The organism is Peristeroidobacter soli, assembly GCF_004138485.1.
Classification (GTDB): domain Bacteria; phylum Pseudomonadota; class Gammaproteobacteria; order Steroidobacterales; family Steroidobacteraceae; genus Steroidobacter; species Steroidobacter soli.
In genome coordinates, this window is record NZ_RYEV01000004.1 from 119,473 (window position 1) to 140,442 (window position 20,970).

19 protein-coding genes are annotated in these 20,970 nt (G+C 64.2%); 14 read left to right on the forward strand and 5 right to left on the reverse strand.

The window, feature by feature from the left end:
* The first annotated feature begins 88 nt into the window (after positions 1-88).
* The 4 genes from trxB (at position 89) to infA (ending at position 3,332) form a co-directional block, all read left to right on the forward strand.
* The gene (gene trxB, locus EKO19_RS16265) at positions 89-1,060 is read left to right on the forward strand and encodes a thioredoxin-disulfide reductase (RefSeq protein ID WP_129777520.1); all 972 of its coding nucleotides are present in this window, start codon (positions 89-91) and stop codon (positions 1,058-1,060) included.
* A 75-nt stretch (positions 1,061-1,135) separates the two neighbouring features.
* Entirely contained in the window at positions 1,136-2,281 is a 1,146-nt protein-coding gene (locus EKO19_RS16270) for a GNAT family N-acetyltransferase (RefSeq protein ID WP_217705404.1), read from the forward strand.
* A gap of 3 nt (positions 2,282-2,284) precedes the next feature.
* Positions 2,285-3,025, forward strand: a complete 741-nt coding sequence (aat, locus tag EKO19_RS16275; protein WP_129777522.1) for a leucyl/phenylalanyl-tRNA--protein transferase — start codon at positions 2,285-2,287, stop codon at positions 3,023-3,025.
* Positions 3,026-3,113: 88 nt separating this feature from the next.
* Complete coding sequence (gene infA / locus EKO19_RS16280) at positions 3,114-3,332, forward strand: translation initiation factor IF-1 (RefSeq protein WP_116810962.1); 219 nt, start codon at positions 3,114-3,116, stop codon at positions 3,330-3,332.
* Positions 3,333-3,418: 86 nt separating this feature from the next.
* On the opposite strand, the gene clpA is transcribed toward infA, so the two are convergent.
* Together clpA and clpS are read right to left on the reverse strand one after the other, a co-directional pair.
* Complete coding sequence (gene clpA / locus EKO19_RS16285) at positions 3,419-5,707, reverse strand: ATP-dependent Clp protease ATP-binding subunit ClpA (protein WP_129777523.1); 2,289 nt, start codon at positions 5,705-5,707, stop codon at positions 3,419-3,421.
* Positions 5,708-5,829: 122 nt separating this feature from the next.
* The gene (clpS, locus tag EKO19_RS16290) at positions 5,830-6,147 is read right to left on the reverse strand and encodes an ATP-dependent Clp protease adapter ClpS (protein WP_129777524.1); all 318 of its coding nucleotides are present in this window, start codon (positions 6,145-6,147) and stop codon (positions 5,830-5,832) included.
* A 460-nt stretch (positions 6,148-6,607) separates the two neighbouring features.
* Here clpS and gspC point away from each other — a divergent pair, with 460 nt between their 5' ends.
* The 6 genes from gspC (at position 6,608) to EKO19_RS16320 (ending at position 13,676) form a co-directional block, all read left to right on the forward strand.
* Complete coding sequence (gspC, locus tag EKO19_RS16295; protein ID WP_129777525.1) at positions 6,608-7,561, forward strand: type II secretion system protein GspC; 954 nt, start codon at positions 6,608-6,610, stop codon at positions 7,559-7,561.
* A gap of 50 nt (positions 7,562-7,611) precedes the next feature.
* On the forward strand, positions 7,612-9,762 hold the full coding sequence (gspD, locus tag EKO19_RS16300; RefSeq protein ID WP_157995291.1) for a type II secretion system secretin GspD: 2,151 nt from the start codon (positions 7,612-7,614) through the stop codon (positions 9,760-9,762).
* Positions 9,763-9,795: 33 nt separating this feature from the next.
* Positions 9,796-11,313: a type II secretion system ATPase GspE gene (gene gspE / locus EKO19_RS16305; RefSeq protein ID WP_129777527.1), complete on the forward strand. Its 1,518-nt coding sequence runs from the start codon at positions 9,796-9,798 to the stop codon at positions 11,311-11,313.
* 27 nt (positions 11,314-11,340) lie between these two features.
* Positions 11,341-12,558 (forward strand): type II secretion system inner membrane protein GspF, encoded by a 1,218-nt coding sequence (gspF, locus tag EKO19_RS16310; RefSeq protein WP_129777528.1) that lies wholly within the window; start codon positions 11,341-11,343, stop codon positions 12,556-12,558.
* A 146-nt stretch (positions 12,559-12,704) separates the two neighbouring features.
* The gene (locus EKO19_RS16315; protein ID WP_129777529.1) at positions 12,705-12,980 is read left to right on the forward strand and encodes a hypothetical protein; all 276 of its coding nucleotides are present in this window, start codon (positions 12,705-12,707) and stop codon (positions 12,978-12,980) included.
* A gap of 57 nt (positions 12,981-13,037) precedes the next feature.
* The gene (locus EKO19_RS16320; RefSeq protein WP_217705405.1) at positions 13,038-13,676 is read left to right on the forward strand and encodes a UdgX family uracil-DNA binding protein; all 639 of its coding nucleotides are present in this window, start codon (positions 13,038-13,040) and stop codon (positions 13,674-13,676) included.
* A gap of 5 nt (positions 13,677-13,681) precedes the next feature.
* On the opposite strand, the gene EKO19_RS16325 is transcribed toward EKO19_RS16320, so the two are convergent.
* Entirely contained in the window at positions 13,682-14,815 is a 1,134-nt protein-coding gene (locus EKO19_RS16325; RefSeq protein WP_129777530.1) for an adenylate/guanylate cyclase domain-containing protein, read from the reverse strand.
* A 271-nt stretch (positions 14,816-15,086) separates the two neighbouring features.
* Here EKO19_RS16325 and EKO19_RS16330 point away from each other — a divergent pair, with 271 nt between their 5' ends.
* Complete coding sequence (locus tag EKO19_RS16330; RefSeq protein WP_129777531.1) at positions 15,087-16,355, forward strand: hypothetical protein; 1,269 nt, start codon at positions 15,087-15,089, stop codon at positions 16,353-16,355.
* Here the strand turns inward: EKO19_RS16330 and EKO19_RS16335 are convergent.
* Entirely contained in the window at positions 16,324-17,286 is a 963-nt protein-coding gene (locus tag EKO19_RS16335) for a Gfo/Idh/MocA family protein (protein WP_129777532.1), read from the reverse strand. The two genes, EKO19_RS16330 and EKO19_RS16335, sit on opposite strands and share 32 nt — an antisense overlap.
* A gap of 96 nt (positions 17,287-17,382) precedes the next feature.
* Here EKO19_RS16335 and EKO19_RS16340 point away from each other — a divergent pair, with 96 nt between their 5' ends.
* Positions 17,383-17,808 carry a hypothetical protein gene (locus EKO19_RS16340; RefSeq protein ID WP_129777533.1) on the forward strand — a complete coding sequence of 142 codons (426 nt, stop codon included), beginning with the start codon at positions 17,383-17,385 and terminating at the stop codon, positions 17,806-17,808.
* A 181-nt stretch (positions 17,809-17,989) separates the two neighbouring features.
* On the forward strand, positions 17,990-18,226 hold the full coding sequence (locus EKO19_RS16345; protein ID WP_129777534.1) for a hypothetical protein: 237 nt from the start codon (positions 17,990-17,992) through the stop codon (positions 18,224-18,226).
* A gap of 91 nt (positions 18,227-18,317) precedes the next feature.
* On the opposite strand, the gene EKO19_RS16350 is transcribed toward EKO19_RS16345, so the two are convergent.
* Entirely contained in the window at positions 18,318-18,605 is a 288-nt protein-coding gene (locus EKO19_RS16350) for a hypothetical protein (protein WP_129777535.1), read from the reverse strand.
* Between the two features lie 198 nt (positions 18,606-18,803).
* On the opposite strand from EKO19_RS16350, the gene EKO19_RS16355 reads away from it, so the two are divergent.
* The gene (locus tag EKO19_RS16355) at positions 18,804-20,963 is read left to right on the forward strand and encodes a carboxy terminal-processing peptidase (RefSeq protein ID WP_129777536.1); all 2,160 of its coding nucleotides are present in this window, start codon (positions 18,804-18,806) and stop codon (positions 20,961-20,963) included.
* The last annotated feature ends 7 nt before the right edge of the window (positions 20,964-20,970 follow it).

Consider the following 20,970-nt stretch of genomic DNA (forward strand, 5'->3'; position numbering starts at 1 on the left):
CCGCGGCGTTGCTATTCGCGGCCGCTGCCCTCACAGATTGTCAGAACTCTCGAGTCGACGCGTTAAGGATCGTGAAGGTGAATCATACATGAGCACTCCCCGCCACTCCCGGTTGATCATTCTGGGGTCGGGCCCCGCAGGCTATGCTGCCGCCGTCTACGCCGCGCGCGCCAATCGCAAGCCGCTGCTGCTGACCGGCCTCGAGGAAGGCGGCCAGCTCATGACCACGACCGAGGTCGACAACTGGCCGGGCGACCCGCACGGTCTCACCGGACCGAAGCTGATGGAGCGAATGCGCGAGCACGCCGAGCGCTTCAACACCGAAGTCGTGAACGACCACATCAACAGCGTCGATCTGTCGCAGCGTCCGTTCCGCCTCGAAGGCGACCGCGGCGGTTACACCTGCGATGCGCTGATCATCGCCACCGGTGCGACCGCGAAGTACCTGGGCCTCGAATCCGAGCAGAATTTCCGGGGCCGCGGCGTGTCCGCCTGCGCGACCTGCGACGGCTTCTTCTTCAAGAACCAGAAAGTCGCGGTCATCGGCGGCGGCAACACCGCGGTCGAAGAGGCGTTGTATCTGTCGAACATCGCCTCGCACGTGACGCTGGTTCATCGCCGCGACAAGCTGCGCTCGGAGAAGATCCTTCAGGATCATCTGTTCGAGCGCGAGCGCGCCGGCAAGGTATCGATCGTGTGGAATCACAACGTCGATGAAGTGCTCGGCGATGACAGTGGCGTCACGGGCGTGCGCATCGCGCCCATCGCGGGCGGTGCGAAAAAGGATCTCGAGGTGACCGGCATGTTCGTCGCCGTGGGGCACGCACCGAACACGCAGCTCTTCGAGGGTCAGCTGGAAATGAAAGGCGGCTATCTCGTGGTGAAGTCCGGCATCGCCGGCAACGCGACACAGACGAGCGTTCCGGGCGTGTTCGCCGCCGGCGACGTGGCCGACCACGTGTATCGCCAGGCGATCACCTCCGCCGGCACCGGCTGCATGGCGGCGCTGGATGCCGACAAATATCTCGACCAGCTCGATGCGGCCAGACACAAGACCTGAGCCGGGCGCGCTCGTGGTGAGGAGCGCCTCGTTCGCGGGGCACTCTCTCGCCTGATCGGTAAGATCAGCAAAGCAATGGCTGCGACTCTCCAGGCACGCATCGTCACCAGCATCGATCGGCTCCCCGCCGCGCAATGGAATGCGCTGGCGCTCGGGGGCAATCCGTTCGTGCGGCACGAGTTCCTGCTCGCGCTGGAGCGCACCGGCTGCGTGGGCAAAGCCGCCGGCTGGCTCCCCAATCACCTGGTGCTCGAAGAGGCCGATCGACTCATCGCGGCCGTACCGCTGTATCGCAAGAGTCATTCGTGGGGTGAATTCGTTTTCGACTGGAGCTGGGCGCGCGCTTACGATCAGGCCGGCCTGCGCTACTACCCGAAACTCGTGAGCATGCCGCCGTTCACGCCAGCGACCGGGCCGCGACTGCTGATCGCCCCCGATGCGCCGGGCGATGCACGCACGCGCTTGAACACGGAGCTGCTGACGTACGCGAAGTCCGAGCACCTCTCCTCCGCGCATCTGTTGTTTCTGACCGATGAGGATCGTGCGGCGCTGAGCGATAGCGGTTACTCCTGGCGCAAGGACTGTCAGTTCCACTGGCACAACCGCGGCTATGAAACATTCGACGACTTCATCGCGACGTTCCGTTCCGACAAGCGCAAGAAGGCCTTGCGCGAGCGTCGGCGCGTGAGCGAAGGCGGCGTCACGTTTCGCACGCTCATCGGTGCCGAGATGGATGAGCGACTGTGGAACATCGTGTTTGGATTTTCCGCGGCCACCTTCGAGGCGCACGGTCACGAGCATTACTTGAACGTCGAGTTCTTCAAGAGTGTCGCCGCGGTAATGCCGGAATCCATCGTGATCAAGCTCGCGGAATATCAGGGCACGCCGATCGCAACCGCGATTTTCTTTCGCGGCGATGAGGTGCTGTACGGTCGCTACTGGGGCGCGGCCGCGAACTTCCACAGCCTGCATTTCGAGACCTGTTACTACCAGGGCATCGAGTACTGCATCGAGCACGGCTTGAAGCATTTCGAGCCCGGCACGCAGGGCGAGCACAAGGTGCCGCGCGGCTTCGAGCCCACCGAGACCTGGTCGGCGCACTGGATCGCCGATGCGCGCTTTCGCCGTGCGATCGACCACTATCTAAATGATGAGCGCGCGGCGATCGATCAATATATCCTGCAGGTCGAGGAACATACGCCATACCACCGAGGGCCTTGACCCATGCGCGGCTCGATTGTCTGGCTGTCGGAGCACGATTCACCGGATGCCTTCCCGCCGGTTGACCGGGCCCTGGTCGAACCCGATGGATTGCTCGCCGCCGGCGGTGACCTGTCACCGATGCGCCTGCTCGCCGCCTACCGGCGCGGGATTTTTCCCTGGTACTCGCGCGGCCAGCCCATCCTGTGGTGGTGCCCCGATCCGCGCGCGGTGCTGATGCCCGATCAGCTCAAGGTCTCGCGCAGCCTGCTCAAGTCCAGCCGCAATCGCGGCTTTGTCACGCGCATCGACACCGCGTTCCGCGATGTGGTGCGCGCCTGCGGCAGCAGCGAGCTGCGCCCGGGCGGCACCTGGCTGTCCCCGGAAATGCGCGCCGCCTACATCAAACTGCACCGCCAGGGGTTCGCCCATTCGGTGGAGACCTGGCTCGAGGGCCGCCTGGTCGGCGGCCTCTACGGGGTCGCGCTCGGCGGCATGTTCTTCGGCGAATCGATGTTCAGCACCGAGCGCGATGCCTCCAAAGTTGCGCTGAAACGGCTCTGCGAGGAGCTGATTTCGCGGGGCTTTCACATGATCGACTGTCAGATGTCGACCCCGCACCTGATGAGCCTGGGCGCCCGGATGATCCCCCGAGGGGAGTTCACCCAGGTCCTCGGGGAGCAGGTGGGCGCCCCCTTCCAGCCGGGTCTGTGGAACGAGGACACCCGGGCCGCCGGGAACGAAGCGCTGCCCGCGGACGTATGACGTCCAGCGTCAATTGCAATGGCTAGGGCCTTTATGCACAATTCGCGCGCCTTGCCGGCGGGCCCTGCCGGACAGTCATTGAGAGTGCATGTCGAAAGAAGATGCGATTCAGATGGAAGGCCGCGTGATCGACACGCTGCCGAATACCACATTCAAGGTGCAGCTGAATAACGGCCACACCGTCATTGCGCACATCTCCGGAAAGATGCGCAAGAACTATATCCGCATCCTGACGGGCGACGCGGTCACCGTGGAGCTCACGCCCTACGATCTGACCAAAGGCCGCATCGTGTACCGCGGCCGCTGACGAGCCCAACCTGAGGACTCTTCTTCGACAGACGCCCCCACTGCGCTGTCGACACTCCGCTCTCCGCAAATGGCCGGCAGCAGCGGTTACGGCTGCCGATCCACCTCGAGCAGCGCCTGCTCGGTATCCGCGCGTGCTTCCACTTTGAGCTTGTCGTCCGGACCGACCGTCACGAACGCGTGACCGCCGCCGACCAGCCGGCCGAATAGCAGCTCCTCGGCGAGCGGCCGCTTGATCGCTTCCTGGATCACGCGCGCCATCGGCCGCGCCCCCATCTTCGGATCGTAGCCCTTCTTCGCCATCCACTCGCGCGCGGCGTCGTCGATGTGCAACTGCACGCCCTTCGATTCGAGCTGTGCTTCGACCTCCACCAGCAGCTTGTCCACCACGCGCTGAATGGTGCGCGGATCCAGGCCGTTGAACTGGATGATGCCATCCAGGCGGTTGCGGAACTCCGGCGAGAACATGCGCTTGATCGCCTCCATGCCGTCGGTCGCGTGATCCTGCTGGGTGAAGCCGATCGACGGACGATTCATCTCGAAGGCACCGGCATTGGTGGTCATGACGATGACCACGTGGCGGAAATCCGCCTTGCGGCCGTTGTTGTCGGTGAGCGTGCCGTGGTCCATGACCTGCAGCAGCAGGTTGAACACATCCGGGTGCGCCTTCTCGATTTCATCGAGCAGCAGCACCGAGTGCGGATGCTTGTTGATGGCCTCGGTGAGCAGGCCGCCCTGATCGAAGCCCACGTAGCCCGGCGGCGCGCCGATCAGACGCGACACCGTGTGACGCTCCATGTATTCGGACATGTCGAAGCGGATCAGCTCCACCCCCAGGGCCAGCGCCAGCTGACGGGTGACCTCGGTCTTGCCGACACCGGTGGGACCGGCGAACAGGAACGAGCCGACCGGCTTGCGCTGATCGCCCAGGCCCGAGCGCGACATCTTGATGGCCGAGGCCAGCGAGTCGATCGCGGGGTCCTGCCCGTAGATGACCAGCTTCAGATTGCGCTCGAGGTTCTTCAGCACGTCCTTATCGGTCGTCGACACGTTCTTCGGCGGGATGCGTGCGATACGCGCCACCACATCCTCGATCATCTGCGTCGTGACCGTGGTCTCGCGCTCGCCCTCGGGCTTCAGGCGCAGACGCGCGCCCGCCTCATCGATCACGTCGATGGCCTTGTCAGGCAACTGCCGATCGTTGATGTGGCGCGCGGCGAGCTCCGCCGCGGACACCAGCGCATCATCGGCGTACTTCACGTTGTGATGCTCTTCGAAGCGGGAGCGCAGCCCCTTCAGGATCTCCACCGTCTCGGGCACCGTCGGCTCGATGATGTCGATCTTCTGGAAGCGACGCGCGAGCGCGTGATCCTTCTCGAAGATGCCGCGGTACTCGCTGTAGGTGGTCGAGCCGATACAGCGCAGCTCGCCATTGGCGAGCGCCGGCTTGATCAGGTTCGACGCATCCATCACGCCGCCGGACGCGGCACCCGCGCCGATGACGGTGTGGATCTCGTCGATGAACAGGATCGAGCCCGGATTCTTCTTGAGCTCCGAGAGCACGCTCTTCAGGCGCTTCTCGAAATCGCCGCGGTACTTCGTGCCGGCGATCAAGGCGCCCATGTCGAGCGAGTACACGGTGCTGTCGGAGAGCACCTCGGGGACCTTGTCCTCGATGATCATGCGCGCGAGGCCTTCGGCGATCGCGGTCTTGCCGACGCCGGCTTCACCGACGTACAGCGGATTGTTCTTGCGACGACGGCACAGGATCTCGACGGTGCGCTCGATCTCGGTCTTGCGACCGATCAGCGGATCGATGCGCCCTTCCATCGCCTGCTTGTTCAGATTGGTCGTGAACTTCTCGAGCGCGGTGCCGCCATCGGGCTCGCCCCGCTCCGCTTCGGTGCCCGGTGCCGACTCTTCCTTGTCGGGACGGTCCTCGGCGATCTTCGAGAGGCCATGGGAGATGTAATTGACGACGTCCAGGCGGGCCACGTCCTGCATCGAGAGCAGGTAGGCGGCGTGCGAGTGCTTCTCGCTGAAGATGGCCACGAGCACGTTGGCCGCGGTCACTTCCTTCTTGCCGCTCGACTGCACGTGGAACACCGCGCGCTGCAGGACGCGCTGGAAGCCCAGCGTCGGCTGCACTTCGCGATCGTCATCATCCTTTAACCGCGGTGTGGTCTGATCGATGAAATCCTTCAGGTCCTTGCGCAGCCGAGCGACATCGGCGCCGCAGGCACGGAGGATTTCCCGGACTTTCGGCGTGTCCACGATCGCGAGCAGCAGATGCTCGACGGTCATGAACTCGTGCCGCGCTTCGCGCGCCGACTGGAAAGCCTCGTTGAGACAAATTTCGAGTTCGCTGCTTAACACGGACTGACTCTCAGATACCTAAACACTTTAAAGAGTGGACCGCCACCTCGAGCGGAGGTTCGGGGGCCCGCCGCCGTCGGTTTCCAGCGTGGCAGGGCCACGGCGGGATGCGGTGAACCTCTTCACGTTTCTTCCATCGTGCACAACAGAGGATGCTGGTGCTGACGCGCATATGTGGTCACCTGCGCGACCTTGGTCTCGGCGATTTCAAAGGTGAAGACGCCGCACACCCCTTTGCCCTTGGTATGCACTTCAAGCATAACGCGCGTGGCGGTCGTACGATCCATGCCGAAGATACGTTCCAGCACGTCCACGACGAATTCCATCGGCGTGTAATCGTCGTTCAGCAGGACCACCTGATACAGCGGAGGCCGTTTGAGCTTGGGCTCGGCTTCCTCGGTGACCAGTCCCCGCTCATGCCGTGTGCTCTCTTCCGTCATCAACTTAACGCGCAACCAGTTCGCACTCTTTATAGGGGGGAACCCCGGACAATACAAGGCAGCATCCGACGCACTGCACTTTGGCTCCCCGCTACGGTCCAAACGCGTGTCTCAGCGGGTGCCCGGGGTCTTCGATCCCGGTCGGCGCGGCGTCGCGTCACGACGACGGCCGCAGCCACGGACTATGATCCGCGCGCCTGGATTGCTGCCGATTTCGCGGCATCGCCCAACCGCCGGGCGCTGTCGGTCCCAGCGGTCAGCCCGGGGTTTCGGATTCGGGCATTTGCGACAGTGTTTTCATCAATCGGAACAATCTCTTGTGACAAACTAACGCCACTCCGTATCATGTCGTGTCCGGCTGCCTTCGAGCAGCTGCACCGTAGCCAGCACTGATCTGCCGCCGGCTGCGAATAGGTGGAAGACAACACTGGTCGTCTAACTTAGATCTCGTATTCGAACGATGCCGCTGTCCGCCAAATTGCACGAATTTCAGGACCTCACGCCGCAGCAGTGGCTCGACCGGGTGTCGCGTACCGCGCCTCAGGTCGTGATGGTGGTGCTGGTGATCGCGATCGCCTGGCAACTGGTCCAGCTCACCTGGCTATTGTTGGATCGCGGGCCGCAACCTCAAGCCCCCACCGCACCGCCGCCGATGAACGTGGCGCCGGTACGCAGCGGCATCGACATTCAGGCCATCGTGAACGCGCATCTGTTCGACGTGGCGGCCGCGCCGGCCGCGCCCGATGCGGCCAATGCCCCGGCCAGCCAGGCCAACCTCGTGCTCTCGGCGGTGTTCGCCTCCGAGGATCCGACCAAAGGCCTCGCGATCATCGGCGAGTCGGCGCAGAGCGCGAAGGTGTTCGCGGTGGGCGGCATGGTGCGCCAGGGGCTCAAGCTGCATTCGGTGTACATCGACAAGGTGATCCTCGACCGCGGCGGCAGCCTCGAGGCGCTCGCGCTACCGAAGCCCAACTCGGCGCTCGTGATCAATCGCCCGCCGCCGCCTCAGCAGAATCAGGTCGCCGAGAATCTGCGACGCATCGCCGAGACGAATCCCAGTGCTTTTGCCGAAATCATCCGGCCGCAGCCGGTGTTCGCGAACGGCGTGCAACGGGGCTATCGCGTCTACCCCGGTCGCAACCGCGCGCAGTTCAGCAAGCTGGGCCTGGTGCCGGGCGATCTGGTGCTGTCGATCAATGGCACGCCGCTGGACGATCCCCAGCGTGGCATGGAGATCTTCAACACCATCGGCAGCGCCGGCCAGGTCAACGTGACCGTCGAGCGCAACGGTCAGACGCAGGAGCTGTCGCTGAACATGGCGCAGGTCAACGTGCCTGATGCCAACGGTGGTAACGGTGGCGCAGCGTCGCGACCGAACCCACGCCCGAATACACCGCAGCCGCCCGCCGAATGAGCGGTGGCCGCCAAGAACGAACGTCCGCCTTTGCTAGTCAAGGACCGTCCATGACGATTTCTTCAACCAACCCCGCTGCAGGGAAGCCGCAACGCGTGCTCAGCGGCAACCGCTCCGGCCTGCTCGCGCTCACCCTGACATGCCTGCTCACCTGCATGTCGGCGACGGCGCAACAACCGCCGCAGCCCAACGCGCAGCAGAGCACGATCACGCCGAATTTCATCGATGCCCAGCTGACCGACATCATCGATGCGGTCGCGACCATCACCGGCAAGACCTTCATCGTCGATCCCCGCGTGCGCGCGCAGGTCACGATCCGCTCCTCGACGCCGATGACGCCGGATGCGTTCTATCAGACGTTCCTGTCGATTCTGCAGGTGCATGGCTTCATCGCGGTCCCAAGCGGCGAGAACATCAAGGTCCTGCCCGATGCCAACGCGCGTCAGATTCCCGGCAACGATTTACCGAACAGCATCAATCCGAATTCGGACGAAGTGGTCACGCAGGTGATCTCGGTTCGTAACATCAACGCCGCGCAGCTGGTGCCGGTGTTGCGTCCGCTGATTCCGCAGAACGGCCATCTGGTCGCCTACCCCGCCTCCAACATGCTGATCGTCTCGGACCGCGCCAACAACATCGCACGCATCATGCGCATCGTGCAGCGGCTCGATCAGGCGGGCGATGAAGAGATCGAGATCATCCGCCTGGACAACGCGAGCGCCTCGGAAATCGTGCGCGTCGTGAACGCGCTGTCGCAGGGCGCGCAACAGCAGGGCGAAGCCCCCGGCCTGCAGGCGAAGCTGGTCGCCGACGATCGCACCAACAGCGTGCTGATCTCGGGCGAGAAGTCGCAGCGCCTGCGCCTGAAGGGCCTCGTCATGCATCTGGACACGCCGCTCGAAGCCGGCGGCGACACTCAGGTGCGCTATCTGAATTACGCCGATGCCGAGCAGATCGCCGGCAAGCTGAAGGAGCAGGTCACCGGCATCACGCAGGCCGCGCCCGGCGCGCCGGGTGCCGGCGCCACCGCGAGTCCGACCGCAGCGGCCGATCGCAACACCACGATCTGGGCCGACAAACAAACCAACGCGCTGGTCGTGACCGCCGCGCCGAAGATGATGCGTCAGATCATGGGCGTCGTGGACAAGCTCGACATCCGTCGCGCGCAGGTGCATCTCGAGGCGATTCTGGTCGAGATCACGCAGTCGCGCGCCGCCGAGCTCGGTGTGAACTGGGCGGTGTACAGCGAAGAGCAAGGCAGCACCATTCCGATCGGCACGTTCAATCAGCCTGTGGGTGGCACGAGCCTGGGCAGTCTCGCCTCCGCCATCATCAACCCGGACACGGCGACCACCGCGTCGCTGCCCACCGGCCTCACGCTCGGCGCCGGCATGATCAAGGATGGCGGCTTGAACTTCGCGGTGCTGTTGCGCGCGCTGCGTAACGATGGCAGCAGCAACATCCTGCAGACGCCCTCGATCACGACCCTCGATAACGAAGAGGCCGAGATCAAGGTCGCGCAGGAAGTGCCGTTCATCACCGGTCAGTACACCAACACCGGCACCACCAATCAGGGCTCGGTGAATCCGTTCCAGACCATTCAGCGTGAAGAGGTCGGCAACATCCTGAAGATCACGCCGCAGATCAACGAAGGCACGGCGGTACAGCTGAAGATCGAGCAGGAGAACTCCAACCTCACGCAGGGCGTGACCGGTGCGGTCGATCTGATCACCAACAAGCGCACCATCTCGACGACGGTGCTGGTCGAGGACGGCGGCATGATCGTGCTCGGCGGCCTGATCACCGAGTCGGCCAACGAGGGCGAGTCGCGCGTGCCCATCCTCGGCAATATTCCGATCATCGGTGAGCTGTTCAAGACTCGTAACGGCACGAAGGAAAAGCGCAATCTGATGGTGTTCATCCGCCCGACCATCCTGCGCGACGGCGTACAGGCGGCGATCACGACCAGCGCGAAGTACAACGTGCTGCGCGATCAGCAGCTGCAGCGTGGCAACCGCAAAGGCAAGGTGACGTTGCTGCCGGGCGAAAAGCAGCCGCTGCTGCCGCCGATCGAGGAGCTGTCGAAGTACGCCGACCCGACCGCGGGTGCGCAGGCCCCGGCGCCCGGCACGAATCCGGAGGCACCGCCGCCGGCGCAGACGCAGCCTCTGCCCGAGCAGACGCCGCCGCCGAAGCAGTAATCGGCTCGTCATCTCTCACGACATGGTGTTGTCATGAGCGCACAAGTTGAAACTCCCGTCGTCGCGCGTGGCGCGACGACCGTTCCCTCCACGGGGATGCTCTCGTTCACGTTCTGCAAGCGCCATGGCGTGCTGGTGCAGAAGGTGAATGAAACCTCCGCCGAGGCCGTTTATCGCGCCGGCGCGCAGCCCGCCGCCATCGCCGAGGTACGTCGCGTGCTCGGCGTGCCGTTGCAGCTGCGACGCGTGGACACCGATGCCTTCGATCAGCTGCTGCGTCAGCAGTACGAAGGCGGCAACTCGGCCATGCAACAGGCCGGCGCCGGCGTCGAGGAAGACACCGACCTCGCCCACCTCGCGCAGGATCTGCCCGAGCCCTCCGATCTGCTCGAGAGCGACGATCAGGCGCCGATCATCAAATTGATCAACGCCATCCTCACCCAGGCGGTCCGCGAGAACGCCTCCGACATTCACATCGAGCCGTTCGAGAATCGCCTGGTCGTGCGCTTCCGCGTCGACGGCGTGTTGCGCGAAGTGCTGCAATCCAAGCGCGCGGTCGCGCAGCTCGTGGTCTCGCGCATCAAGGTCATGTCGAAGCTCGACATCGCCGAGAAACGCCTGCCACAGGACGGTCGCATCTCACTGCGCGTCGCCGGTCGCGCCGTCGACGTTCGCGTGTCGACCATTCCCGCCGGTCACGGCGAGCGCGTCGTGCTTCGTCTGCTCGACAAGCAGGCGGGGCGACTCGAGCTGAACGCGCTCGGCATGGATCCGCGCACGCAGAAACTGCTGGATGAGCTGATCCACAAGCCTCACGGCATCATCCTGGTCACCGGCCCGACCGGCTCCGGTAAGACCACGACGCTCTACTCCGCGCTCGAGCGCATCAACGACAACACCCGAAACATCCTCACGGTCGAGGATCCGATCGAGTACTACATCGACGGCATCGGTCAGACCCAGGTGAACACCAAGGTCGAGATGACCTTTGCGCGCGGTCTGCGCGCCATCCTGCGTCAGGACCCCGACGTGGTGATGATCGGCGAAATTCGTGACCTGGAAACGGCGCACATCGCCGTGCAGGCCTCGCTCACCGGTCACCTGGTACTCTCGACGCTGCACACGAACACCGCGGTCGGCGCGGTCACGCGTCTACGTGACATGGGCGTCGAACCGTTCCTCTTGTCCTCGAGCCTGATCGGCGTGCTCGCACAGCGCCTGGTGCGCGTGTTGAATCCCGAGACGCGCGAGTCGTATGCCGCCGGTGAGTACGAGCGTCGTCTGCTGAACGTGCCGGAAGGCGCGGCCTCACCCACGTTGTATCGCCCCGGCGCCGATGCAGCCCTGGGCTTCAAGGGCCGAACCGGCATTCACGAGCTGGTGCTGGTCGATGACAGCATGCGCACCATGATTCACGACGGCGCCAGCGAGCAGGAGCTGGAACGTTACGCGCGCACGCTCACGCCGAGCATTCGCGACGATGGCCGATCCAAGGTGCTCTCGGGTGTGACCACGCTCGAGGAAGTCCTGCGCGTCACGCGCGAGGACTGAGCGCGCGTTTAATTACGGGGAGTCGCTTTGAGCGCTTTCGAATACACCGCGGTCGATGCATCAGGTCGCGAACGCAAGGGCGTGCTGGAGGGCGATACCGCACGGCAGGTTCGTCAACTGCTGCGCGATCAGGCGCTCTTGCCGCTCACGGTCAATGAAGTCACACAGCGCGAGCAGAAGCAGCAGAAGGCCCGCTTCTCCATCGGCAGCGGCGTGTCGGCGAGCGATCTGTCGCTGCTGACGCGACAGATCGCAACCCTGGTTCGCTCCGGCCTGCCCCTGGAAGAGGCGCTCGCCGCGGTCTCCGAGCAGACCGAGAAGCCGCGAGTTCGCAGCATCGTCATGGCCGTTCGTGCCAAGGTCATGGAGGGTCACACGCTCGCGGACGGTCTCGCCGACTTCCCCACCGTGTTCCCCGAGCTGTACATCGCAACCGTCGCTGCGGGCGAGCAGTCCGGACATCTCGACACCGTGCTCGAACGTCTGGCCGATTACACCGAGAACCGCGAGCAGATGCGCAGTAGCACGATCACCGCGATGCTCTATCCGGTGCTGCTGTTCTTCGTGTGTATTGCAATCGTCGCGCTGCTGCTCACGTTCGTGGTGCCGAAGATCGTGAAGCAGTTCGAGAACTCCAAGGCGGAGCTGCCCATGCTCACGCAGATCCTGATCGCGATCTCGGATTTTCTGCGCGACTGGGGCTGGCTGATGATTCTGGGCGCCATCGCCGTCGGCTGGCTGTTCAAGCGCTGGTTGCGCGATCCGAACGCGAAGCGTCGCTTTCATGCCCTGCTGCTGCGCCTGCCACTGATCGGCAGAGTGGTGCGCGGCTCGAACACTGCGCGCTTCTCACGAACTTTCTCCACGCTGACCTCGAGTGCGGTGCCAGTGCTGGAGGCGCTGCGCATCTCGGGCGAAGTGGTCACCAACCTGCCGATGCGCGATGCCGTTCAGGATGCGGCGACCCGCGTCCGCGAAGGCGCGCCCATCGGCAAATCGCTGGGCCAGGCGAAAATATTTCCGCCGATGATGATTCACCTGATCTCCAGCGGCGAGTCCAGCGGCGAGCTGGAGACCATGCTGGACCGTGCGGCGACCAACCAGGAGCGCGAGATGAACTCGATCCTGAGCGCGGTGGTGGGCATGCTCGGGCCCCTGATGATCCTGTTCATGGGTGGCATGGTGCTGCTGATCGTGCTCGCCATGTTGCTGCCGATTTTCCAGCTCAACACCTTGATCAAGTGAGCCGTTCCAGGGGCGCGCGCCGGAGCGCGGACGGACCTGGTTCACCGAATTGGCAAAGACGCTATTGCTAGCGGCCCGCCTTCCCTCTATATACTCGCGCCGTAAACACCCCTGGGGCGCTGCGGCAAGCTGTGGGATCGCAGTCGATGAGCGAGAAGCCGGAATCCGAAGAGTTCGATGAAGAAGAGGACGATGGCGGTGCCGTCGAGTCCTCCGAGGATCTCGATGTCGATCATTTGATGGCCGACATCGACAAGCGTAAGAAAAACGTCACCAAAGCCGGCGAGCCGGCCTGGCGGCGGCTCGAGCGCATTCGCGAGGAGCGCGAAACCGCCGCGCAGCTGTCCGATTTCGACGATTACGAGATCGGCATGGACGGCGATGGCGCCGACGACGACGCCTCCACGCTCGACGAAGAGTAGCCGCGTCATTGACCGCAATCGTCCGACGCGACGCGGCGCGTTGGAACCTGTCCGATCGTGCAATCGTTGGCTTTCGTCATGGGAGGCACCCGGCCATCGATCGGCTCCTTACGCGAAGAAGCCCGGCATTGCCGTGCCTGTCCGCTGTGGAAGAGCGCGACCCAGACGGTCTTCGGTGCGGGTCGCGCATCCGCGCGCATCGTGCTGATCGGTGAACAACCCGGTGACCGTGAAGACCTCGAGGGCAAACCTTTCGTGGGTCCGGCGGGCAAGCTGCTCGATCGCGCGCTGGAGCGCGCCGGGATCGAGCGTGCACAAACGTATGTCACCAACGCGGTCAAACATTTCAAGTTCGAGCCGCGCGGCAAGCGCCGCATTCACAAGAAACCCAACGAACAGGAGATCACCGCCTGTCGCACGCAGTGGCTCGATCGGGAGCTGCGAGCGATCGCCCCGACACTCGTGATCGCGCTGGGCGCCACCGCAGCGCGCGCTGTGCTCGGACGCGCGACCGCGATCGGCAGGAGTCGCGGTCACATCATCAAAGGTCAGTCGTTGGTCAGCGAGATCGCGGCGGACGTGATCGTGACCGTGCACCCCTCCTACCTGTTACGAGTGCCAGAGGAGGATCGCGAGAACGCGTTTGAGGAGTTCGTGAAGGATCTGAAGCTGGCGCGTCGATACGCGCCGGCCTGAGCGCCTCAATTGGGGCGGAAGTCGACCCGGTCGCTGGTGGCGGTCGGCACGCAGAAGATGCCGATCGGGCTCGAACGGCCGCGCAGCACCAACGATGGCAGCGGCATCGCGCCCACGTCGACCCCACGCTTGTCGAGCAGATTTTTCACCGCATCCGAGAACAGCATCTCCCCAGCACGCGCGCGCTGACCCAGACGCGAGGCCACGTTCACCGTGTCACCGATGATGGTGTAGTTCATGTACGCGGGCGAGCCGACGTTGCCGGCGATCACTTCACCGACGTTGATGCCGATGCCGAGGCCGGTCTCGACGCCGTAACGATCCTTCCAGCGATGCGCGAGCTCCGAGAATTTCTCCAGCATCTGTTTGGCCGCGACGATCGAGCGCTCGGCACCATCTTCCTGCGCGACCGGCACGCCGAAGCCCACCAGCAGACTGTCGCCCGCCATGCTGAACACCGTGCCTTCGTATTCGAACGTGATGTCGGTGAGCAGCTTGAAGAACTCATTCAGCAAGTCGACGACCTGCTCGGGGTTGAGCCGCTCCGAGAGCGCCGTGAAGCCGCGCATGTCGGCGAACATCACCGAGACCTGCGTGCGCTTGTGCGTGCCGGCGAACATGGTGTCGAGCAGCTCGGGGCTCGCGAGGATCTGATCGGCGAGCTTCGGAGAAATGTAACGACGGAAAGCCGCGCGAATCAGCTCGCGACGCTTCACCTCCTCGGCCAGTTGCTCGGCGGCGAGCTGCCGGCGCGTCGCACTCGCTTTGAGCAGCGAGCGCACCCGGACCAGAAACTCCTCCCGGCGCACTTGATGCGTGAGGAAGTCATCGACGCCCGCCTCGAACGCGAGCAGCCGCTGCTTGGAGGATTTCGCCAGGCCCACCAGCGGCACCAGCAACGTCGTCGGATTGGCCTTGAGCACGCCCGAGACACGCGCGAGCGCAGTCGCATCGGCCTCCACGTCGAGCACGATCAGATCGGGCGCACGGCGCGCGACGCTCGCGATGACCTGGTCGGGCTCGACCATGTCGTCGATGCCGATGTCGGACGCATCGAGCAGTCGCGTGAGCACCCCCCGGGTGCTCTCGGAACTGCTCACCAGCAATGTTCTGTACGTCGCGGACAGGGTCGCGGACATCGTCCGTAATTCCTCGTGGTCTTGAGCTCGTCCCCATCGTCTTCATTCAGGCGACTGCAGGAGGAGGGTCCTGGATAGCCCAACTTTTTCGGCCAGACGATCAGGGCATGTCACACGCACCGCCCGTCGTGCGAGCGCGCGACGGAAACTGCGTAACGACATACGCTTGGCGTCGCATCCTACCGACATTGCGCAACTAACGCCAAACCGCGCTGAGTTCTGTCAAAAGACCGTAAACTGCACCTCAGTCCTCGACCTCGACGGAATGCCCGTGATTGCCAGACTGTTCAGATCGCGCATCGGTCGGGTCGCCCTGCTCGGCCTCGCCTCGCTCGCGGCGGCGGGCCCGGCATTCGCGGCCAGGATCGCCTATTACGACGCCACCTATCGCGCGAGCTTCAAGCCCGGCGTCGATCACGCGCAGGTGGAGCTCGAGTTGCAGGGCGAGAAGCTGCCGAGCAAGGTCGTGCTGCAGGTGGATCCCAAGCGCTACAGGAACTTCCGCTCGAGCGAGCCGCTGGAGGTGGGCGCGAAGGAGATCGTGTGGCGACCGCAAGGTCAGCACTCGAGTCTGCACTACGAGTTCATCGTGAACCATCAACGCGCCTCGGGCAGCTACGACTCCTACATCACCGACAGCTGGGCGCTGTTTCGCGGCGACAAGCTCACCCCGAGCACGCGCGTCACCTCGGCGCGCAATCTTCGCTCGCGCACCGTGCTGCAATTCACGCTGCCCACCGGATGGTCGGCGGTCACCCCCTTTCCGTCCGCGGGTGAACATGCCTTTCGCATCGACGATCCGAAACGGCGCTTCGATGAGCCGGCGGGCTGGATGCTGATCGGCAAGATCGGCGTGCGCAGCGAACGCATCCAGCACGTCAACACGCTGATTGCCGCGCCCGAAGGCGAAAGCGCGCGTCGTCAGGATGCCCTCGCCTTCATCAACTGGAACCTGCCGAAACTGCTGGATGTGTTTCCGGACTTTCCCAAGCGAGTGCTGATCGTCTCGGCGGGCGATCCGATGTGGCGCGGCGGCCTGTCGGGCCCCGCCTCGATCTTTCTGCATTCGGACCGGCCACTGATCAGCGAGAACCGCACCAGCCCGTTGTTACATGAGCTGGTACACGTCGCACTCGGCATCCGCGGTGACAACGAGAGCGACTGGATCGTCGAAGGCCTCGCCGAGTTCTACTCGATTCAAACCCTGCGCCGCTCCGGCGGCATCGGCCAGAAGCGTTACGAGCAGGCGATGGACAACTTGAAGAAGTGGGCGCATCGGGCACCGACGCTGTTCGCCAGGGCCTCGACGGGCCCGACCACGGCGCGCGCCGTGCTGGTGTTTCAACAGGTCGATGCGGAGATTCGCTCGCTCACCCAGGGCAAGGCGAGCCTGGATGACGTCGCGCGCAAGCTCGCCGCCGACCGCGGCGAGATCAGCCTGATCCAACTTCAGGAGATCGCGCAAGCCGTCGCCGGCAAGCCGCTGCAATCGCTGCAGCGGGATCGACTCACGAAACCTTTGGTTGAACCAGGGCCGTGATCTTCATCGCGGTCTCGAGCGCGCGCAGCCCGTCCTCGCCCGTCACCACCGGCGTGCTGCGCTCACGCACCGCTTTCAGGAACGCTTCGATCTCGGCGAGCAGCGCATCGCCCTGATCGAAGTTCTGCTCCTCGATCGAGACCTGCGCGGGCGACTCCACCGGCGCCGCATCTTTCTTCCTGATCACGGTCAGGATCTTCTGCTGCATGTCGACGGAGAGATAGGCATCGTCCTGGAAGATGCGGATCTTGCGCTCCTGCTTCAGGCTGATGCGACTCGCCGTCGTGTTCGCGACGCAGCCGCCCTGAAAGCGCAGTCGCGCGTTGACGATGTCGATCTCGCCCGAGAACACGGTGGCACCGACGGCGTCGATGTGCTCGATGGGCGTGCCGACCAGCTCCTGGATCAAATCGATGTCATGAATCATCAGATCCAGCACCACGCTCACGTCGGTGCCGCGTTGTTTGAAGGGGGCGAGCCGATGCGACTCGACGAAGCGCGGCGTCTGCAGCCGCTCCGCCGCGGCGAGCACCGCCGGATTGAAACGCTCCAGATGGCCCACCTGCAGAATGCGCTTGTGGGTGCGCGCGAGATCCACCAGCTCGCGCGCTTCGGCGACGCTGGTCGCGATGGGCTTCTCGATCAGCACGTCGATGCCGTTCTTCAGCAACTCGCAACCGATCGCGTGATGCAGTGGGGTCGGCACCGCGAGGCTCACCGCATCGACGGCACCGAACAGCTCGCGATAGTCGCTCACCGCCTTCGTGCCCAGCTCGGCGGCGACCTTGGCGCAGGCCTCCGCATTTGCATCCACCACGCCCACCAGCGTCGAACCCGCAATCTGCGCGTACTTCTGCGCGTGGAATCGCCCGAGATAGCCAACGCCGATCACGGCGGTACGCAGCGGCGCGGCGTGGGTTGCTTCTGACATGTGCTTCGAGCCCAAAGGTAAAGATTGCGATGATAGCTGTTGCGAGCCGGGGGACTAGTCGCCAAGATGCGCGCCAATTTATCTGCACAGGCCCGCATGAACGCCGCAGCCCATAACGAGGACGATGTCTCCGAGGAGCAACCCCGCACGCATCGACTGCGCTTCGAGCTGATCTTCGGCAGTCTGTGGCTGGCCCTCGGCCTGTTCGTGCTGCCCGCGCTGATCTACTGGGTCGGCGGCGCCCTGCTCGGTCCCTATGGAGAGAACGCCAGCCTCGGCACGTTCTATAGCGATTTCTTCGGCGATCTGGCCGGCGGCTCCGGGCGCGCCTGGACCATCGCGCTCGGACCACTGCTGCTCATCTATCTGATGCGCGCGATCTTCATCGGCGTGAAGGCCGACGGCGTCGAACGTCCCTCCCTCGACGACGACGAACCGCCGCCGCCACGCCGCGCGCCGCCGCCCAAGGAAAAGGAAGCCAGGCGTCCCGCGCGCGTCGAGCCACGCATGGGTGGGGATTGAGTCGATCGAATCCGCCCAGCGCGCGGGCGCGAAGTTCATTCACAGGGATTCGTGACGCAGCTCACAATTCCCAGTGAAGAACCGGCACCCGCCGAAGCTCGGCGTGTACGCTGCAAGCGGTTGATATTAAAAAGAATCTGTTGGTTTTCTTTACACTTTTTTCGTTGGGAAGAACTGCAGTATGTGGCTGGCCCGGTTATTCGGCGGCCGGAAGGTGAAAGAGACAGAACCGCCCGCGCGAGTCGCGCCGCGGATCTCCGATACCCCCGCTCCGCCCGCGAAACGTCCGCTTGTCGTCGGCAATGCCAAGCGCGGCATCCATGCCGACAAGGTGAACAAGGCTAAGAGTGGCTTCGATCCATACAACAGCGGTTCCTTCGAGCGCGGCAAGGCCTGGGAACGGGTCATCCGCCGTTAGGCGCCCAGAGGATCTCCCCAGCGCCACCTTGAGGGTTTTCCCTCCGGCAGATTCGGGGGTAAAACCGGCGGCGCGGCCGCAGTCTAGATCGTCATTCCGGCCAGTACAGCGCCGCGATGCCGGCGACCACCGCCCACATCGCCAGCTGCGCCAGCCAGCGCCATTTCAGGGTCTTGAGCAGTCCGAGCAGGCTCGCGCCGGAGACCGCCGCGAGCACCAGGAAGACCCCGCTACTGCGCAGGAGCGCGGGGAACTCGCTGCCCATTGCCGGGTTGCTCCCCTTGAGGACCAGGAAAATGACCACCACACCCAGCAGGCCGAACGTAATGGCGGCCGCCGACCCAAAGATGATGGCGTTCAGGACGGCGAGGGGTCTCATGAGCGGCTCCCGCGACCGTGCGTGTTAAGTTCATGCAACCCACGATGGGTCCGTACTTGATCGGAGTGCAGCGTCTCTCTAGCCTTGCCCATAGAATGGATCTGTCCTGCCTTGCTTGCGGTTGAAGGTTTAGGTCGAAATCGGGACCGGCCCGCCTCAATGGCCACGGCCCCCTCCCCCTGATGAGGATGTGAAACAGTGTATCAGTCGCCCTCGCACGAACCCGCCAAGCAGCGGCGCACCACGTTGATTTTCAGCTTGCCCGCGCTGCTGGTGGTCTGTGCGTTACTGGCCGGCACGGCGCAGGCGCCGGTTGCCAAGGCGGTCGCGACCGCGAACCCGCAGGAACTCTCCCCCACCGAGCGCCAGCGACGCGTCAGCAAGCTGGTGAGCAACGTGATCGAGCGCTCGCATTACCGCCAGTCGCCGATCAACGACCCGGTGTCCTCGCTGGTGCTGGACCGTTTCATCGAACAGCTCGATGGCAGCCGCAGCTACTTCCTCGCCTCCGACATCGCCGAGTTCGAGCGCTATCGTTATCAGCTCGACGACGCCGTGGTGAACGGTCAGCTCGAGCCCGTGTTCGCGATCTTCAATCGCTTCCAGCAGCGCAACAAGGAGCGCGTGAAATACGCCGTGGACCTGCTCAAGACCGAGCCGGACTTCACCGTCGATGAATCCTTCGAGTTCGATCGCGCCAAGGCGCCGTGGGCCAAGACTCCCGAGGAGCTGAACGACATCTGGCGCCGTCGCGTGAAGAACGACGCGGTGTCCCTGATGCTCACCGAAAAGACCTGGCCGGAAACCAAGGACATCCTGCAGAAGCGCTATGAGCGCGTGGTCAAGCGCACCGAGCAGGTGACCAGCGACGACATCTTCGAAGTGTTCATGAATGCGTTCGCGCACGTCTTCGATCCGCACTCGAGCTACTTCTCGCCGCGCAATTCCGAGGAGTACCGCATTCAGATGAGCCTGTCGTACGAAGGCATCGGTGCCTCGCTGCAGCTGGTCGACGACTACGTGACCGTGCTCAACGTGCTGCCCGGCGGCCCGGCGGCCATCAACGGCACGCTCGGCGCCAACGATCGCATCATCGCGGTCGGTGAAGGCAAGAACGGCAAGATGGTCGACGTGATCGGCTGGCGCCTGGATGACGTGGTTCAGATCATCCGCGGCAAGGTCGGCACCACCGTGCGCCTCAACATCCTGCCCGCGGGCGCCGCGCCCGGCTCCCCGGAGAAGGTGCTGGAACTGCAGCGTAACAAGGTGTCGCTCGACGCCCAGGCCGCGCAGAAGGAAGTGCACACCATCAAGCGCGGCGATCGTGAGATGAAGGTCGGCGTGATCAACGTGCCGAGCTTCTATCAGGACTTCGAAGCCAAATCCTCCGGCGCCAAGGACTATCGCAGCACCACGCGCGACGTGCAGAAGCTGCTCACCGAATTGAAGGCCGAGAAGATGGACGCGCTGATCATGGATCTGCGCGGTAACGGCGGCGGTCATCTGACCGAAGCGACCGCGTTGTCGGGCCTGTTCATTCCGGCCGGCCCCATCGTGCAGCTGCGCGAGACCGGTGGTCGCGTCGAAGTGCTGGATGATCCGGAACCGGCCACCGCTTGGGACGGCCCGATGATCGTGCTGGTCGATCGCTACAGCGCGTCGGCCTCGGAGATCTTCGCAGCGGCGATTCAGGACTACGGCCGCGGCATCATCGTCGGCCAACAGACCTACGGCAAAGGCTCGGTGCAGAACCTGTATCCGCTGGATCGGTATGCGCTCGGTCCCGATCCGGGCTTCGGCCAGCTCACCGTCACCATCGGCAAGTACTACCGCGTGACGGGCGAGAGCACCCAGCACCGCGGCGTGCAGCCGGACATCTCGATGCCGACGGCCATCAGCCCCGAGGAAGTCGGTGAGAGCACGCGTGAAAGCGCCCTGCCCTGGGATCGCATTCGTCCGGCGGAATTCAACAAGGAAGGTCAGCTGACCCCGGCCATCGCCGCGCTCGAGCAATCGCACGAGCAGCGCATCGCGACCGCGCCGGACTACCGCTCGCTGCTCGCCGACCTCGACGCGTTCGAGAAGGTGCGCACCCAGAAGAAGCTGTCGCTGAACCTGAAGACGCGCGTCGCCGAGCGCGAGCAGATGGAGACGGAACGACTCGCCCGCGAGAATGAGCGTCGCAAGCTGCGTGGTCAGCCGCCGGTCGCGAAGCTCGCCGACCTGACCGGTCAGGAGCCGCCCGATGCGGTGCTGGATGAGACGGTCGAGATCGCCGCGGACTTGAGCGGCATGAGCAATCTGTATCTGTCGCGCCTGAAGGCCCAGGGCGACCGGTCGGATTCGACCCGGAACTAACCGCTAA